At 51.6% G+C, this 17762-nt stretch carries 8 protein-coding genes; 1 reads left to right on the top strand and 7 read right to left on the bottom strand.

Features of this window, described 5'->3' with window-relative positions:
- Window positions 1-20 precede the first annotated feature (20 nt).
- The 4 genes from E0E47_RS16105 to E0E47_RS16090 are packed head-to-tail and all read right to left on the bottom strand — an operon-like array spanning window position 21 to window position 8866.
- Window positions 21-3692, bottom strand: a complete 3672-nt coding sequence (locus tag E0E47_RS16105) for a LamG-like jellyroll fold domain-containing protein (RefSeq protein ID WP_130894169.1) — start codon at window positions 3690-3692, stop codon at window positions 21-23.
- A gap of 52 nt (window positions 3693-3744) precedes the next feature.
- A complete protein-coding gene (locus E0E47_RS16100; protein WP_130894168.1) occupies window positions 3745-5985 on the bottom strand; it encodes an alpha-galactosidase in 2241 nt (746 codons plus the stop codon).
- Between the two features lie 21 nt (window positions 5986-6006).
- Complete coding sequence (locus E0E47_RS16095; RefSeq protein WP_130894167.1) at window positions 6007-8295, bottom strand: hypothetical protein; 2289 nt, start codon at window positions 8293-8295, stop codon at window positions 6007-6009.
- A 46-nt stretch (window positions 8296-8341) separates the two neighbouring features.
- Window positions 8342-8866 carry an RNA polymerase sigma factor gene (locus E0E47_RS16090; protein ID WP_040602998.1) on the bottom strand — a complete coding sequence of 175 codons (525 nt, stop codon included), beginning with the start codon at window positions 8864-8866 and terminating at the stop codon, window positions 8342-8344.
- Between the two features lie 421 nt (window positions 8867-9287).
- Here E0E47_RS16090 and E0E47_RS16085 point away from each other — a divergent pair, with 421 nt between their 5' ends.
- A complete protein-coding gene (locus tag E0E47_RS16085) occupies window positions 9288-12074 on the top strand; it encodes a two-component regulator propeller domain-containing protein (RefSeq protein ID WP_232038481.1) in 2787 nt (928 codons plus the stop codon).
- Between the two features lie 589 nt (window positions 12075-12663).
- On the opposite strand, the gene E0E47_RS16080 is transcribed toward E0E47_RS16085, so the two are convergent.
- From E0E47_RS16080 to E0E47_RS16070, 3 genes are all read right to left on the bottom strand, one after another.
- Window positions 12664-14271, bottom strand: a complete 1608-nt coding sequence (locus tag E0E47_RS16080; protein WP_130894165.1) for a hypothetical protein — start codon at window positions 14269-14271, stop codon at window positions 12664-12666.
- Window positions 14272-14647: 376 nt separating this feature from the next.
- A complete protein-coding gene (locus E0E47_RS16075) occupies window positions 14648-16267 on the bottom strand; it encodes a glycoside hydrolase family protein (protein WP_130894164.1) in 1620 nt (539 codons plus the stop codon).
- Window positions 16268-16601: 334 nt separating this feature from the next.
- Window positions 16602-17711, bottom strand: coding sequence for a serine hydrolase domain-containing protein (locus E0E47_RS16070; protein ID WP_130894163.1), 1110 nt, complete (start codon window positions 17709-17711; stop codon window positions 16602-16604).
- Window positions 17712-17762: the final 51 nt, after the last annotated feature.

The following is a 17762-nucleotide window of genomic DNA, read 5'->3' as shown; positions in this document are numbered from 1 at the left end:
TTCTTTTTGAATTTATTTTATTATAATATGATTTTACGCACCCCCGTATGTTCTCCGTCGGATACCTTCAACAGATATACACCGGAAGACATGTGACCGACCGGCATACCACATTCCAAACCTCCGGAAACCCCGACCGTGCCGACCAATGTACCGGACAGCGAATACAGGCCGACAACCGTATTACGGGCTGGAACTGACGAGAAGCGGACCGTAAGCCTGCCGCCGGAAACCTCCGCACACCATTCAGCTCCGGCCTGCGCCGTACTTTCCACACTGCTTCCCTCAGACACGACCTGCGTCCGGACTACGGGAAGCGCGGAGGCATAAAGCAGATTGCCCGTTTGCAACGCCGTGATTTCGGAACGGCCCGCCGACAAAGGTAAAAGACCGTGGCCGTTCACCACTTCAACCACGGAAGGAGCTGAACTCTTTAAAGCCACGGAAAGACCGGAAGTGGAGGATACCGGAGGCGTGAAAGCCTCATCGCCCACTTTGCATTCCGCCAACTCCCCAAAAGTGATGGCCTGCGTGGCGGCTCCATATAAAGCCGAAACCTGACCGGCATCCAAGGCACAATCGTACACGCGAACGTCGTCCACCCAACCGAAAAGAGAAGGGTCGGAAGCGTAAGCCGAACGCCCGATGAAGTTTTGCGTGGTCGCTCCCAAGGAAGACGGCGACAAGGTCAGGTTCTCATTCCGGCCCACCTCCACCCCATTGGCATAGAGGATTCCCGTGTTCCCCTTTTGCGTCAGCACGATGTGCGTCCACGCTCCGGCTTTCATTTTAAAATTCGTGTTGATTTGCTGTTCATCCGAATTACCGCCCTGGGTGATGGCATAACGCAAGAAGCCGGTCTGCGCGGCTTGGACCGTCAAAAAGAAATTATTGTCCGTGCCCCGGTTGCAGTCCACAATACGTGCCCAATTCTCCACACGCTCAGGTCTCACCCAAAGCGACAGGCTGAAGTCCTTCCAACCCGATGCCCAACCGGAAGGAAAGGACAGGTAGCCGCCATTCAGGCGTACACCGGAATGGAACTTGCCGCCTTCGTACCCAACATTACCCACCAACTGCGCCACACCGCCGTTCCACACGTCCGTGGCCTCCGTTCCGGAGCCTTCGTCCAACGGCCAGTACTGGCAACGGCCCACCTGGGGATAGGCTTTTGCCTCGTCGGAAGCTTTGCCCTCGCCTACGGCATTCACGGCCGACACCACATAATAATACATCTGGCCGTTGTCCACTTTGTGGTCCGTAAAACGGCAGTCCATCGCACGCCCCATCAAAGTATAGGGTCCTCCAAAGGAAGTACCGCGCCGCACTTGGTAATAGGCCGTACGCTCGCCAGTAGCCTCCCACGACAGTCCCACGAAACCGTTACCCGCAAAAGCCTTTACTCCTGAAGGAGCGGAAGGCAAAGACAAGGCGGATGTGGAAGCGGAACCTTCTGCACACCCATTACTCTCACCGGCAGCATTGGAAGACCATACCTTATAATAATAGGTGGTGGCAGGCTCCAGACCGTCGTCCACATACGAAGGTTCGGACAAATTGGTGGCCAACGTGACAAACGGCCCGTCAGGCGATGTGGCGCGGCACAGTTTATAAGCCGACACATGGCCTTGGGTGCTCCAAGACAGTTTCAAGGCCGTGCTGCCCGATGTTTCCACTTTCAAATTCTCCGGCATGGGCGGCAAGGCCGTACCGGCAGCCGTCAAGGACACATGGTCGAAACTTACGGTATAGCCCTCCGGGCGGCCGCCACCGCCGCAGACCCATATTCCGGCCAAACAATCCGTCGGGAACGGGATGTCCGCCGCCCCAATCTGGTGCCAGACCGTTCCGTAATCGGAAACGTATGCTTCAAACTTATCGCCCTTGCGCACCAGTTTGAACCAAAACGGCATCCATGTGTGGTCGCTTCCGTCTATCCATCCGCCACCGTCGGACGTACCTCGCCAAATGAAATGGGTTTGCCGCGTTCCGGCATCGCCTACCCACAACATGACTTTTTGGGAAGATGTCGTAGTGTTCTCCCGTACCACAAGCCCGAATTTCTCTTTGTTTCCGAACTGTTCGCCCGAAAACATCCTGGCCACTAATTCAAAATCACCGCTAACCGCCGAGTATGTAAAATTGCCTTCCGGATGGTCCGGCCTGTATATATCCCGTCCGGAACCCGTTACCACGAAAGTGTTACCGTTTACCGGAGCATACTTTGTCACCCCGTCTATCATCCAGTCTTCCTTGTCAATATCCCTCTGCGTCCACCCGGCCGGAAATAATGTGGTAGATCCTTGTTCCGCCGTAGCACTCACGGGAGCCGTCCAACCGCTCTCACCAGACTGGTTCTTGGCCCGCACCCGGTAATAATAAGTCTTTCCCGGAACGATGGCTGTATCGGCATACTCCGAAGTGGCATTGCCCGACCAACTTCCTATGGTTTCAAAACCACCGTCCGGCGACATGGAACGTTGTATGTCGTAACCATTTGCCACATCTCCACCTGCCGGCTTCCAATCCAAAGCAATCCGGTGCAACCCTCCCTGCGCTTCCAGCCCTTCCGGCACGGGAGGTACGGGACAAGGCACATACGCCGTGGTCGTATCGGAACAAGTGTACATCAAACCGTACAGCACGTCCACGTTTTTCAGTTTCATCATCGTGCGCAACCAAGGGGCATCAAGCCCTTTCCGGTCTACATAATGGTGATATACCAGTTCATTTGCCAATATGCGGTTGTTCGGCATGGAACCGGGATTCCCGCTGGACGGCGCAGGATAGTAAAATTTATGCCCTTGGTATACGATAGGTTTCCAATCTACGGGATGTTCGAGATTGAACTTGGCATAATATTCAAAACCTTTCAGCAACAGGTTGTCCTGATAGGAAAACATATCCACTCCCTGATTCCACAACGTCTGGCAGAGGTCTGCATAAAAATCAAGTCCAATCACTGCATGGGGCTGGTCACGTCCCATTTCCGTAGGTTGGCCGTCAAAGACAATACCTTGGTTGATACTACCTCCGCTTGCCCCGTTTTTATAATAGTCGATGGCACTGTTCACCATTTCGGCATCATCAAGATACACTCCGATGTAAAGGCAGCACGTGTTGGCCGGGCCGTCCCATCCGGGCCAAGATCCCGGCGTGCCCAAGAAATCCCGGCAAGCCGGATAGAAATAATCACGGGCCATTTTTTCAAAACGCTCCCGATCTTCCTGCTCCCATCCGGGATACAACCGGACGAGGTCGGCAGCTTTCATAAAAGCCGCTACCGGCAACATGAACAATTCTCCCGTCACCACGCTTTTTATGCTGTTCGACCAATCGTTCAATATGTCCACGGCACAACGGGCATGCGACTCATCTCCGGTCACATACCAACGCAACATGTTGTAATAGGCCGCCTTCGCATCGCGTTCGGCCCTTTGCCGCGTACCGTCAGACCCTCCTAAAGTAGGTTTCGGACTGGCTTTGAAATCTGCACGGGAATCCCGGAAATTGCACAAGGAATCCCACCCCTCAATCCAAGGATGTTCCTTAGCCAGGACTTTCTCTTTCATCCGGTCCAAATCGGCACGGGAATGGTTCAACCCCGGATGTACGAAAGGAGCTTGCAAAGTCTGCGCCAACCCCGGAATACATGCCGCGACGCACACGGCCCATACTACCAACTTTTTCATTTCACGTTCTTTTTAAGGTTATGACAATCAAAAAAAACCGCAGGAAACATCATCAATCCCCGGCATCCTCCAAGTAAATCACTCTGCTTGAATAAGCGTTCTTGCGGTTGCGTTCCACCTGATGCACGTATGGCAACTCCAAGCCGTTGGCCATCAGGAAAGCCCCGCTCACGACCTTACCCTCGTAAGGCAAGGGCTGGTTGTCGATACGGTTCAACTCGCGGATACGGTAGTTCTTCTCGGCATCCAGCCCGGACATCCTGACACGTGGCAAGTGCTGGTTCATGAAATGTTCCGTCTTCCACCAATAGAACACAGCCTCCGCCTTATCCTGCGAGACGTACATCAAGGAAGCGGCTCCCAATCCCTCATAAGGAGACAGCAGGCGGTAAAGGTCTCCTTTCTGCACGACCGGACGGATGGTCTTGTAATCCGCGATGGCCCTGCGGCACATCTCCTTCTCTTCTTCCGTCATGTCCTTCGGTTGTATCTCCATACCGAGACGGCCACTCATAGCCACGTCGATACGGAACTTCAAAGGTACCGTACGGAATGTCTGGTGATTGGGTGCCGCACTGATATGGCTAGCCATGGCCATGGCCGGAAAGAAATACGATGTCCCCCACTGCATATAAATACGTTGCAAGGCATCGGTGTTGTCGCTCACCCAAAACTCGTCGAAGTAGGGCAACACACCGTAATTGGCCCGTCCCCCGCCTTGTGCGCAAGCTTGCAGGGTCAAGTCGGGGTATTTCTCCCTGATACGGCGGCATACAGCCTCAAATCCGCAATGGTAGGCTATATACAGATGGCTTTGCCGGTTACCTTCAAGATAATGCGAACCGTGATTCAGTATACCCATATTGGCATCCCACTTGATATAATCTATACCGGGATACTTCGTCATCAGGCCGTCCACCACGCCGAACACGTAATCCTGCACATCGGGATTGGACAAATCCAACACCAACTGTGTCCCGCCGCGGCCGGTCACAGGTTCTCGCCCGGGAGCCTGTACAATCCAATCGGGGTGCTTCTCATACAGTTCGCTCCGGGTATTCGTCATTTCAGGTTCTATCCAAATACCGAATTTGATGCCGCGCTTCTCTGCCTCACGGAGCAACTTGCCCACCCCTCCGGGCAGTTTCCGGCGGTCGGTCACCCAGTCGCCCAAAGAAGTCTTGTCGCTGTTGCGCGAATATTTCCCACCAAACCACCCGTCGTCCATCACGAAAAGCTCTCCGCCCATGGCCGCGATGTCGGACATCATGGCTTCCATGCCTTCTTCGTTGATTTTAAAATACACCCCTTCCCAACTGTTCAACAGGATTTTGCGTTCACGGTCGCCATGCGCCAACTTGTACTTACGCCCCCAACGGTGGAAGTTCCGGCTAGCCTGCCCCAAACCTTCACTGCTGAACGTCAAGGCCAACGGCGGTGTGGTGAAATCTTCTCCCCGCCCCAGATGCCAGGACGAACGGTCTTCGTTGATGCCGGCAAAGAAATGGTGGTATTCGCTTTCATCGGTATTGACACGCAACTTGTAGTTACCGCCATAGCACAAAGCCGCCCCGATGACCCTCCCGTTGTCTTCCTGCGGACGGCCATCCAAGGAAAACATCACTTCCGCATGGGCGGTGTGGGAATTGCGCACGCCATCCTTGTTTTGGATGACCTCCATACCAGGACGCAAAGGCTCTTGCACCAAACGCGCTTCATTGGCCCACGCCCCGTAAAGGCGGGACAACCATACGTCGCCGCGACGCACGGGCAAATAAGCTGAAGCAAACTGCCCGAGCACCACTTCGCCTTTCTCTTCGTTGCGGAAAGAGGACCATGCCTCGATAATGTCCACATCCCGATAAGCCTTGTAATACAACGTCACATAGAAATCATATACCTTGTCTTTCATTCGGATGGAAAGCGTACGGGCCTCACCGGTATCCTTTTCTTCCATCGCGCACACCTCCAACTGCGTGGACAAGTTCCCGTCACTATGCCGGACGGCAAATGCCGCCTCGTACGGGCAGTCCAGTCCATAAGCCGGATAAGCCGGTTGGTCACAGTTCCTGACGTAGCCGATGTTTTCCACATCCAACGGTGAAAGGCTGCGCCCATAATATACATACTTCGGTTCTTCACCCTGTTCCACATCCAACACGAGCGAAGTGTTCGGCGTGGAAAGACAAACGTTACGTGCTTCACTTCCCACAGGCAAGCAAACGGCAAGGCACAATATTCCCCATGCCCGTGCCGCCTTCCTCTGCCACGGGTTCCTGTCATTCAACTCCATTCTTTTATTTTATTAGATTGATCATTCCACTATCAGTACCGTTGTCGAACACGGCTGTACCATCAAGACCTTATCCCTTACGACTTCTTTTCCGGGGAAGGTATGTACCCGTCCCTCCGTCGGGACCGCCACCTCGAATGTCCGGTCACGGGTACAGTTCATGGCTATCAGATATTTGCCGTAACGCAAGGTATAGAAATCCCCCTTTCCGGCATAGACGCTTTCCTGTCCGGGCTTAAACTCCACGCCATCGGGTATCCTCGCTATCGGAAGCTGCTCGCCGGTATGGGCCGACTTTACCTCGGGATAGAAATTCCGCGCGGGAGAGAAAAAGAGATTGTTCCGTTCGGGACGGGTGTAGGTATATCCGCTCGGTGTATACCGGATGTCTTCGAACACGGTGGCCACACGGTCGCATTCTGGAGTGATGTAGTGTACACGCGCCAAGAAGTTCACCGCGAAATTGGCCCGCCAATACAAAGATGTGTATAGGATTTCATCCCCGTTCTTCAACGCCACCACGCCTACTTCCTCGTCCGAAAACAGCACGTCCGGCATGCCTTCCGACATGGGCAGACGTCCTTCACGGCGCGGCTGTTTCATAATCAGCTCATATTCGCCCGGCAAACGCAAGAGCGTATAGGTGGAATTCAATCCTCGGTCTTTCATCTTCTCCTTGACCACGGCAAAGAACTGGTTGTCCTCCATCATTTGTTGGGCGTATGCCACCGCTTCTGGATCCAACGTGGCGGCCGCAGCCATGATGGGCGTGCCCTCACGATGGTAGCCGCGCTCACCGTAAGTGATGCCTGCCGGATAATAGCCATGGTCACGCCAACCGATGACCGATTCGCCACGCATGGCGGCATATCCCTCATTATCTGGCGTGGGATAACGGAAATGGCTCCGCGCATGCAGGATTTTCAACATCTGGGCACGAACCAAGGGGTCACGAGTGTCCGTCAGGCCGCGTTCACCCGTAGCCTCATAAAGATGCACCATCCAGTTCAGTATTTCGCCATAGCCGCCCACGTAGCCCAATTCCTTGCTCAGTCCGTCCTGTGAAAACTGGTAATATATCTTCCCCAACGGCCACGTAGGCAGCCCGTCGGCCGACAAACTACCCGACCACGGGGCTATGCCCATGGATTCATAAATGAACGCCAAGGCTTGCCAGACAGGCAGAGCCTTTTCCGGTGCAAAAACAGCCAACATACGGTTCACGTTATACAGATGTAAATCCACAATCATGCTTTGGTTGGTGTACGAACGGCGGTGTGTCTTGGCATAGTCCACACACGCGGCAAACATGTCCGTCCAGTTTTCCCTCCGCGTACGCCCGTTGGCCATTTTCCCGTCCCACACTTCACGAATCTCCGGCAAGAATACATTCAAAGCCTCGCACAGGGGACCAACTGTCAGCCATGAACCGTCGTAAACCGATTTGGGTTCACGGGCAAAACGTTCATAATATTGGTCGGCCGTACGGATGACCAGCTCCGCCACGGCTTTGTTCCGGTAAGCCACCGTCCAAGGTTCGTGGTAAGCGTATGCCAAAAGGGCTGCGGTTTCCTGGTCGATTTCCGTTTTCTTCATATAGCCGGATATCTGGCGGTTCACAAATTGCCTGACTTCCTCCATGACTTCTTCACCCGGTGCCGTACGCACCCGGCGCTCTCCCTGCTCGAATTCCCGAATTTCTTTCTTGGAAGGCCGGAAACAGGCCTCTGTATGGGTATACCCTTTATAAATGGCCTTCGACGGTTTCTCCATTACTTTCTGGTACGCGTCGAAAGAATTTCCGTAACGTGCGATACGTCCGGTGGAGCGGATGCTCAATTCTATTTTCTTCTTCCCTTTCGTCATGCTGAGCGGCAAGGGCACGGTGGTATAAGTGAAATGTCCCGGACGCGGCAAATCCTCATTGGCGATATCCAACACGTCGTAGTCGCCCAAATGGCGGTAACCCACCTGCTTTCCCTCGCAAAACAATATCAACAGATTGCTGTTCCCACTGTCGGAACCCCAAAAACGGGCGGTGAAGTAATTCTGCCGCTCCGGATCCACTTCCATCGTGAAGGTCATATTACCACCCTCCACCCGTTCACCGGGCACAGGTAACAACACACGGGCCGGTTCTTCCATCCCTCCTCTGACAATCTCGGTTGCCTTGTCGGAAAAACCATGTCTCCGCTCGGAAGACGGCTGTCCGAAGACAATCTCGTCCCAAACTCCGGCCACACGTGCTCCCCATATATTCACTGTTCCTATCACCCACACGGCACACCAACAAAATCTCAATATATCCATGGCTCTTTTCTTTTTTAAGGTAAAAATACAAAAACATACTCAGGATTCAATATTCCCCGACAGCTTTAAGATAAGCCCTAACCAACATACGGCCTTTCTGTATTTGCGCCTGTACCGTGCGGCGGCTGACATGGAGTTGCTGTGCAATCTCCTCGGCCGACTTCTCCCTGAAACGGTTCAGGTAATACACGTTCCGGCAAGCCAATGGCAATGCCTTCATCCGTACATGTTCGTTCTCCACCAGACTTTGGGCATGTATTTTCTGCTCCATCTCGTCCGAGGCTTCCGACCGGAAGTCATACATATACGAATAGGCCTCAGCTTTTCTCACCCGTCCCCTCAGCCGGTCGACCAAAATGTTCTGGACGACCGTAAACGCAAGATTACGGATGGTAGCGGCACACACCATGTCCCCCATATTCAGGATTCGGATGAATGCGTCCTGCACGGCATCTTCGGCATCCTCCATGTCATGGATACGTTTATAAGCATAAGCCACTAGCTTTTCGCGATAAAGGGCATAAGCTTCTGCCACCAACTCTTTTTTAGGAATTTCGTTCAGCTCTTTCATGATATTATGTGTTTTAATATTTATTCGCCTTTTGGACATCGCAAAATTATGGATTGGAAAATCAAAAAACAACCCCTTGTCCTTTTCATGGCGTTTATTGAGATTTTATCAGACTAAAAACTATATAATATACTGAAACACAAATATTTACCCCCCCAATCAGCAGTCTGTAAAAATTGGACGGACTTGCAGATATGAGCTTCCATGCGGGGAACACCACTTTTTCAAGCCTTTTCCACCTAATTTGCAAGGCCAAAACTTGCAATCCTGCGCCTAAAAATATAAATTTGCAGACGTTAACGAAATAAATCGATTCATGAAAGTTTTCCGAACCTATCTATTGATATTTGTTTTTGCCACCATCCTCCCGTATCATAAGTGTATTCCATTAATGGCGAATATCCCCCATCACATACATTATATGACGGATTTAGATGGTTTGCCCAATTATACGGTATACAAAATATTTAAAGACAGCCAAGGAATGATGTGGTTCGGTACGTTCAACGGCATCTGTCGGTTCGACGGCCGTTCGTTTACACATTTTCATATAGACTGCCCAAAACCGTTCAATGCCGTGACAGACATTGTGGAAACTGAAAAGGGAGAAATCCTGTTCGGTACACGCAAAGGACTTTATCTCGTCAACCAACCATTGCAAACCTGTGAACATATCTGTCCTCAAATCAATTATGTCAACGGATTCGGAAAAGTGGGGCACACACTTCTCATCGGAGCAAGAAACGGCTTGTGGCAATACGAAAATCCAGAAAAAGCAGAAACCATCAAAATCGGAAACAACATCATTTCCAAAGGAAATAGCATCAATGACATCACAGACGACGGCAAAGGAGGAGCATGGCTTTGCAGCAACGAGCGCCTGATTCACCTGAACCTACGGCAAAAGACCCTGAAAACGTTTGAAGCAGACCCCAAACTATTCACTGGATACCTTCGTAATATCTGCCGCGTGGGTGAACGCCTATTCATAGGAACAAACAACAACGGTTTGTTTGCCTTCGACCCGGCTACAGCTTCATTCCGTCCCTATATCAATATGGACTGCCCGGTCATTTACGACCTCTATTCCGATGGCAAAAGCTTGCTCTATGTCTCTACCGATGGCAACGGAGCCTATATCATAGACACCCATACGAACCAAATCGTACGGACTTTCCGTACAGACACTCCAGACTACCCTCTTCCGGCCAATGCCGTCTATACTTTCTGGCACGATGCGGAACTCGGTATCAACTGGTTCGGCTTTGCCCAAGACGGTGCATGCTACAACTATTACCGACAACCGGTTTTCCAGATTTACCGGTACAAGAACTTCGACACCGGAAAGCTTACCGTACGAAGTTTTTGCATACACGACGGAGACAAAGCCATAGGCACAAGAGAAGGACTGTGGTTTATCTCGGAATCACGGGACATCGTCCACTATTTCACTCCCGAACAACTCGGCGGACGCATCGTGACCAATATCCAATACTTCGGCGGACATTTCGTCATCGCCACCTATGAAAAAGGATTATGCACCCTCAATCCGAAAACTTTGGAACTGCACCATTTGGATCAGGACGAAAAACTGAGAAGCGGTAATTTCAGTCGCATCGAGCCTTTACAAAACCGGTTACTCTTCGCATGCAGCAATATGGGAATTTTTGTGCTCGACACGGATTTCAACATCGTCAAGCACTTCCATAGCCGCAACTCGGAACTACCGGACGGATACATCTGCGACATACAGTTCGACCTTACCGGCAAAGGTTGGATAGGCTGCATAGACAAACTGGCTATTTATGACCCGCTTACACAAACTATCCAAGCCAGAGATTTTCCTAAAAACTATTTTAATAACGAAGCTAACCTGACTTTCAACCTTTGCCGCAACGGTGACATATTGGCCATGTCGGAGACTTCCGTTTTCCGCACCAAATCGGACCTGAGCGAATATACCACGTTGGACCTTTACGACCGCATACAGGTCGGCAACATCTTCTTCGTCACGGAAAACCGGCAGGGAAAATATTGGATTGGTACCGACCGAGGCCTCTTCCTGTTTGAAAAAGATTTGAAACACTACCGCCAGTTCAACGAGACCGATAACCTCCCTTCACTGAAATTCAATCGGAATGAATTCCAAGAAACCCCAGACGGCACATTCTGGTTTGGCTGTACCGAAGGGCTTATCTACATTCCCCGAAAAGACCAGACATTGCTCACACGCCCGACCAGAGGAAAAGTGATACTAAACGAAGCCACGGTAGACGGCTTGCCGTTGTCGCCGTCAGATTTCCACCTACAGTCCACACAGTATAAAATTAGATTAGGTTGGAATTTCCGCAGCCAAACATTGGCTATCGTCCCCCTCTTGCTCAACTATGGGCATCCGCAAGGCCGGTATTATGAATATTCGATAGACGGAAGCGATTTCCGTTCTTATGCGGAAGGGGAAAACATCTTGTTCAACAGACTATCCTTAGGCAACCATGACTTGAAAATCAGGTTAGCCGGACACGAGGAGACCGCTACGACATGGCAAATCTCCGTGCGTCCCTCCATTCTGTTCTATCTGGAAACCTTGCTGTTCATCTTGTTGCTCCTCGCGACATGGCAGTTCCACGTCCTCAAGACCAAACGCATGAGGATCAAACAGGCCTTTTCCCGCAAACATCAAATGGACATGGCCATCGCAGCCTCCCGGGCAATCAGGATGCAAAAGGAACGGGACGAACAGAAGAAAAAGGAGTACGAAGAAGCACGGGCACAGGCTTTGTACCAAAAATCCAAAATGAACCACAATGAACACAAAACCATCTATAAAAAAATCAAGGAATGCATGGAGCAGGAAAGGCCGTATACCAACCCCAACCTGCGCCTCACGGAACTGGCCTCTATGGCAGATACGACTCCGGCCAAACTGTCACAAATGCTCAACCAACATTTGAAACAGACTTTCTTCGACTTCATCAACCTTTACCGAGTGGAGGAATTCAAACGCCGCGTGACAGACGAGAAGAACAGCCAGTACACAGTGTCGGCCATCGCTGAAGCCTGTGGCTTCAAACGTTCCACTTTTTTTGCCACCTTCAAGAAGTTCGAACATTGCACGCCCACAGAGTGGCTGCAAAAGAAAGAAGCTGAACGCCCGTCTAAAAACAAAGCGAAAGCGTCAAAAGACAAGCAAACCGGAATGGACTGACAATATGTCAAAAAGTAAATCCTTGCCTCACGAGAATCCGTGATTTCCACTTTTCCGTAAGACGAACCGGAAATAACGGATTCTCGTGAAGATTGAAAAAGTCAAGAAGAAAGCAAAATTTGCCCTTTACGTTCCTTATGGACTTGTTTACCGGCCCATGCAATACGGTTCACAAGAAACTTCCGCAGACAAGATGCAACGGAAGTACATTTTGGCACTTCGTCTATCCACGTTTTTACGAACCAAATAGAGTTTTTCCACCTCAAAAAGCCATACTTTCGGGCGTTTTCAGCCTCCCCAAACACCAAAAGGCAAAGGCACACCCGTCATTCTGCGCCGAATGATTTTCCACCTTGCTCCAAACGATTTTTCATTCGCCTGAAAGAAATTCGCATTTTTCCGGAATAAAAGGCGTTTTCCTGCATATATTTCGTATAATTATTCACAAAACACAATTTTCAGAGAAATTATTTCTATATCCCGGTTTACTGAAATCTTTATTTCACTTACATTTTGATTCAAAAACATACAATCGTATGACACATAGGCAAATACAACAAGTCCATAGCCCTTGCCCCCCCTTAACCCGTCAACGGCGGAGGACATAAAAGCTGCGCTCCACAGGTTCGGCCGTCTGTACCTGCCCGGGCAAGCCGTATTGCCAGGCCACCACCGTCACCTTCACCGGGAACTTGGCACGGGGCGGGATACGGGTCAGGCGCAAAGCCGAACCTTCCACCTCGGCAGGTCCCTCCTTTACATAATAAGATACAGGAAGACCGCAATCCGAAACTGCCTTGAGCGACACCACATCCGTCCCCTCCCCGACATCTTCCAGACCGGGAAAGAGCAAACATTGCCGTTTACCCTCTTTAAGAGGATAAGGAATGCGGATGGTGAGTTCCTGCACCACACTCTTATGGCGGTCGTCCCCATCGTAACAAGCCACAAGACACATCTCTGCCGTACGCTTCACATTGTCTGTGCCCATGCGGTAGAAATCCACCTTGAATGTCGTATCGTCCACCACTTTCACCGGGCCGCAAATACGTTCGACATAAGGATGCCCCTTCACGTCCGGACGCACCACCTTGCGACGGAGGCTATCGGTGAAAACAGGCCGCAAGCGGAACGTCAACCCGTCTGCCTCCGGTATGAAACGCGGATTGGCCTTGACATGCCGTTCTGCGTCATATCCCACCAAACGCCCCTGCTGCTCCACACCCAAATATAACAGTTCCTTCCCACGTTCTTCGGCATAACGGGCTTCCGTAAGTTCTGCCATCTCACGGTCGAAATACCAGAACGCATCATGCACGTCGCCCTTGTATTTCGCAAAAGGGGCGGCCTTGGCCCGATGCGGCTGCACGGGATGCCAACGTTCCGCCAACCACCCATCCTCGGGACGCACTTTCTTCAACTCCGGAACATGGCTTCCCGAAGCATCCTCCGGCAAACGCACCAGCATGGCCTTCTTCACGAACAAGGCGATATATTCCGCCGTACGGTCCGACACATCGAAATGGCCGCGACCCGCATCGCACAAAAACGAAATGCAACTCCCGGGATACATCATGCGGAATGCCAGGGCCGGATTGACACGGGCCTCCCACCATTCATACTCTCCCTCTACCATCAGGCCGGGGATGCCGTCGATATTCCTCGTACGTCCCCACTCTATATTGTCGCGTCCGTAACCGGTCAGGTTCGTGCGTGGGGCATCACCGTGGTAAGACACCACGGCCAACGTACGCTCCGGATGCCACGCGGCAAAGTTCCAAGGGAAAGTAGCCATGGCGGAATGGCCGAACGGCACGACGGGCGCATACGCCAGTTCCGCATATCCGCTGACCTCAGCCAAATCTTCCAACATACGCCAATACGCTTCCGGTGTACCCTTATCTGCATTCCACACTTGATCCCACCCGGGTGTAACCCAAACCAAAGCCAGTCCCATGTCCCGAATGGCACGACGGAAAACCTCGTTCTCGAACAACGTTTCTTCACACATGTTATGGTTGCCCACCATGACGGCTTTCACCCGATGGCAATCGTCCGGGATGTAAAGGAACGCCCTCGGATGCCCACCGGTCTCGTCAGAAACAATGCCGGGTATGGGCACCGACCATTGCCATTCGGCCGCCCACCCCCGGCATACCATCAAAACTAATCCTAATAATAAAATTTGTCTTTTCATTGTTCCCACGCATTTTTTCCTGAAGAAACAACCTTCTTACCCCACGCAAAACCAATCCTCAAACTAACTGTTAACCTAATTTCGATGAATAAGTGCATGAAAAAACCAACTCATCTTTATCTTAAATACGTTCGAGAACCACAAAAGACTTATTCCAACCAGTTAAATAATACTAAACAGACTGATAGACTCCCACGCCCTGCCACCGTAAGCCGGTTGCTCAGCCCCGGAATGGCCTCCGGACAGACATTTCCAATCCGGATTGAGGTTCAGCACTTCACGGGAAGCACGGGCCGCGCCCAATAACAGACACCAACTTCAAAGAAACAGGGCACACAAATATTCCGGTAATACGTTCATGATATCGTTTGATTCGTTAATACCTTAAAATGTCACGCCGCGTCTCCTGCCCGTCGGTATAAAACACGACCGTCAATGTGGACAATTCTTTTGCCGTAGGAGTAAATGCCGTTTTCATCCGCAGTTCCTGCACACCATAAGGCAACAGTTTCCCGACTTCGCCTTCAGCCAACGTACGTCCATCAGCCTGCACCGCCACACGGGACGGACGGGAAGCCGACAAACCATAGTTCTTCACTTCCAGAATCAAAGCCTGCCGTTCTTTGTCATACATGGGATAAGCCGCCGAAAGCATGGCCGGACGGTAATCCACGTAAGGCAAGGAAGCATAGCCGTAAAGCAAACCGCCCTTCTTGCCGCGTCCTAACAATTTGGGCGCGAACTCATCCGGCCCGATGCCGCTCCCCGCCCCGTCGAACACCGCAATCAAATCCTTCCCTTCCTTACGGGTACGGACCACTTTGCTGCCCCGGCCGAAATTGACTTCGGTAAACGACCCGAAGCGCAAGGACCTCACGTCTATGTCTTTTTGCGGGTTGAATCCCTGTTCCGCCCGTATCCTCACCTCTATGGCCTTCGTGCCTGCCGTAATAGGTTCCTTGTTAAGCACTTCCAAGCGCAATCCCGGATTCAACGGAATGCAAATATTCTTGGAACTATGGTTATCGTTCGGTTGGTCTTCCCATTTTATGGTGTCGATTACCGCAAAGTTCATCTGCACGGCACGCCCCGACTCGTCCTGAAATACCTTGGGACGCTCGTACTTGAACCAATGCTCCACCCGTCCGTCCGGATGCACGGACACGCCTGGCACGTAGGCTTCGCCTTGTTCCGTCACCCAATGCAACCCGTCCTTGGAACGTTGGTAATAGGCGATGCGTCCCAACCAATCGTTGACAATCAGATGATATTGCAGGGAATCGCGCCATACCACCGGGTCTTCAAACCGTCCCTCCACCGGAGGATATACGCTACGGTCTGACAACTGTTCGTAAGGAGCAAGGCCATCGCGGCTAATCCACACGCCACCGCCCCGGCACACCATCAGGTAAGAGCCGTCCGGCCTGCGCGCAAAAGTCAGGTTGGACAAGCCTTCCACGATGTTGCGGTTACGCGTATTGAAAGTGAATCTTCGGTACTGCCACGGCCCTTTCACGGAAGGGGCAATATAATACCCGTCAATGACATAGACCACCACGCGGCCATCCGCCAGCCGGAACGCTTCGGGATTGTGTCCTTTGCCTATCGTGTCGCGCACGGTATACGGGCCCTCCAAACGTTCGCCCACGGCATGGTATACCGTAGAGTTAGGCCAGAACATGTGGCCTTTAGGTGAGTTTTCCGGCCATCCGCAAACAAACAGATGGTATTTCCCGTCAGGCTCCCGCAAGATGTTTCCACCCCAAAAAGACGTTCCGGCCAATTCAATCCCATTATCCACCAGACGGGGACGGACACTGTCCGCTCCCCATACGTCGGCCGACAGGACTTCGCCTTTCATCGGTTGCAAACGGTCCATAAAACGGGCACCTTCCACTAAGTATTTCCAATCGGACGGACGCTCCCGTTCCGTCACTTGTGCACGGGCTCCCCAACCGAACGCAACGGCCAAAGAGAGCATAAAGAGTCTTTTCATTCGTACCTTAGTTTTTATTCTACGGCAAAGATACCGCATTTGCGTCTTATCATGATAGGACAATCCCCAACAAGAATAGGACAAAAAAGCATTTTTCTCCCCACACAACCGGCATCCCTATAATCATATATACGAAAATACGATACGAACGACCAACCTTTATCTTATTTTTCTAATATGATTAACACCGGATACAGGCTAAAAAGAGCGAGAAAATAAAATATCCTGAAAACAACCTTCCACCTCAGACAAACCTAATACCCTGAAACCACATTAACCTAATTTCAATATTAACCAACTGCTTTCATTATCTTATACGCTTGAGAACGGCAAACTACTTAACCGTCCTCCCATTTTTTTTCGAAATTTCTTCAGAAACCATGTTTGCTATCACCGGACTGCCGTAGAAAGAGGAAAAACCGTCGGGCTTGCTACTGCTGCCCGTCACATGGGCAATGAAGAAACCATAGACACCCTCGCGCAAGTTAATCCAAGGGTAAGCTCCGGCCCATCCCGGCGAACTGATACGATAGGCCTCTCCGGTCTCCTCGTCCACCATTTCACGCCATTCGCCCAGTCCGTAAATGCCCTGATGATGACGTCCAAGCGCACGCTCCACATATTCTCCAGAAGCGACTTTAGCTGTTCCCACTTGGTCTGCCTGCATTTCTTTCACGGTGGCTTCCCCAAGAATACGCTGTCCCTCGAAAACGCCACCATGTATAATCATGTCTAAAAAGTTCATATAATCATTCAACGTCGTACACAGCCCGCCGCCCAACATGGGTGCGTGTCCTCCGTCCGTATTGACAGGAGTGAAATGGGAACAAGTCATGCGTAAAGGCCCGGCTAAAAGCTCCTGAAACAAGGTTTCAAATTCCTTCCCCGCAGCCACCTCGGCCATGCGCCCGGCCACCTGCATGGCCAGACCGCCATACTCGAACCGCGTTCCGGGCGTGAATACGGTATCTAAAGGCAAGATTTCCGCTACGGCCGAATCCAAATGGTTGTAATTATCGACCCGAGGTTCGGGCAAATAAGGCCGGATACCCGATGTATGAGACAACAACCGGCGTAAGGGAATCACGCCTTTCGGGTCTCCCTTGAACTCCGGCAGCCATTTCTCCACAGGGTCGTCCCATGACAGTTCCGTCCGGTCTACCACGGCGGCCACCACCGCAGCGGCCACCCACTTTCCGGCAGAGGCCACATAAACGGGAGTGTCCGGCGATACGGCACCGTATGACTTGCGGAACAAAACCGCCGTATCCTGTTTTACACAAATGGCCGCACCGGGATAATATCCCTTGTCCACCCAACCTTGAATCAACGAGTCAAGCCCCGTAAAGTCCGGCTTCTTCCCGTGCGTTCCGTTCCCGCCGCCGCAAGCGGCCACCATGCCCCCTAACAGGCATCCCCATATCCAAACTTCAATTTTCTTCATACGTTTGCCATTTTATCATCCACCATCTATTCCATAATACGTTTTTCCGGC

It is taken from the genome of Paraprevotella xylaniphila YIT 11841 (assembly GCF_900683745.1).
Lineage (GTDB): Bacteria > Bacteroidota > Bacteroidia > Bacteroidales > Bacteroidaceae > Paraprevotella > Paraprevotella xylaniphila.
This window is presented reverse-complemented; position numbering and strand designations above follow the sequence as displayed.

Bases quoted from the DNA above. Each gene is read 5' to 3' on its own strand.
- E0E47_RS16105 (WP_130894169.1), bottom strand. From the start codon at position 3,692: ATGAAAAAGTTGGTAGTATGGGCCGTGTGCGTCGCGGCATGTATTCCG.
- E0E47_RS16100 (WP_130894168.1), bottom strand. From the start codon at position 5,985: ATGGAGTTGAATGACAGGAACCCGTGGCAGAGGAAGGCGGCACGGGCA.
- E0E47_RS16095 (WP_130894167.1), bottom strand. From the start codon at position 8,295: ATGGATATATTGAGATTTTGTTGGTGTGCCGTGTGGGTGATAGGAACA.
- E0E47_RS16090 (WP_040602998.1), bottom strand. From the start codon at position 8,866: ATGAAAGAGCTGAACGAAATTCCTAAAAAAGAGTTGGTGGCAGAAGCT.
- E0E47_RS16085 (WP_232038481.1), top strand. From the start codon at position 9,288: ATGACGGATTTAGATGGTTTGCCCAATTATACGGTATACAAAATATTT.
- E0E47_RS16080 (WP_130894165.1), bottom strand. From the start codon at position 14,271: ATGAAAAGACAAATTTTATTATTAGGATTAGTTTTGATGGTATGCCGG.
- E0E47_RS16075 (WP_130894164.1), bottom strand. From the start codon at position 16,267: ATGAAAAGACTCTTTATGCTCTCTTTGGCCGTTGCGTTCGGTTGGGGA.
- E0E47_RS16070 (WP_130894163.1), bottom strand. From the start codon at position 17,711: ATGAAGAAAATTGAAGTTTGGATATGGGGATGCCTGTTAGGGGGCATG.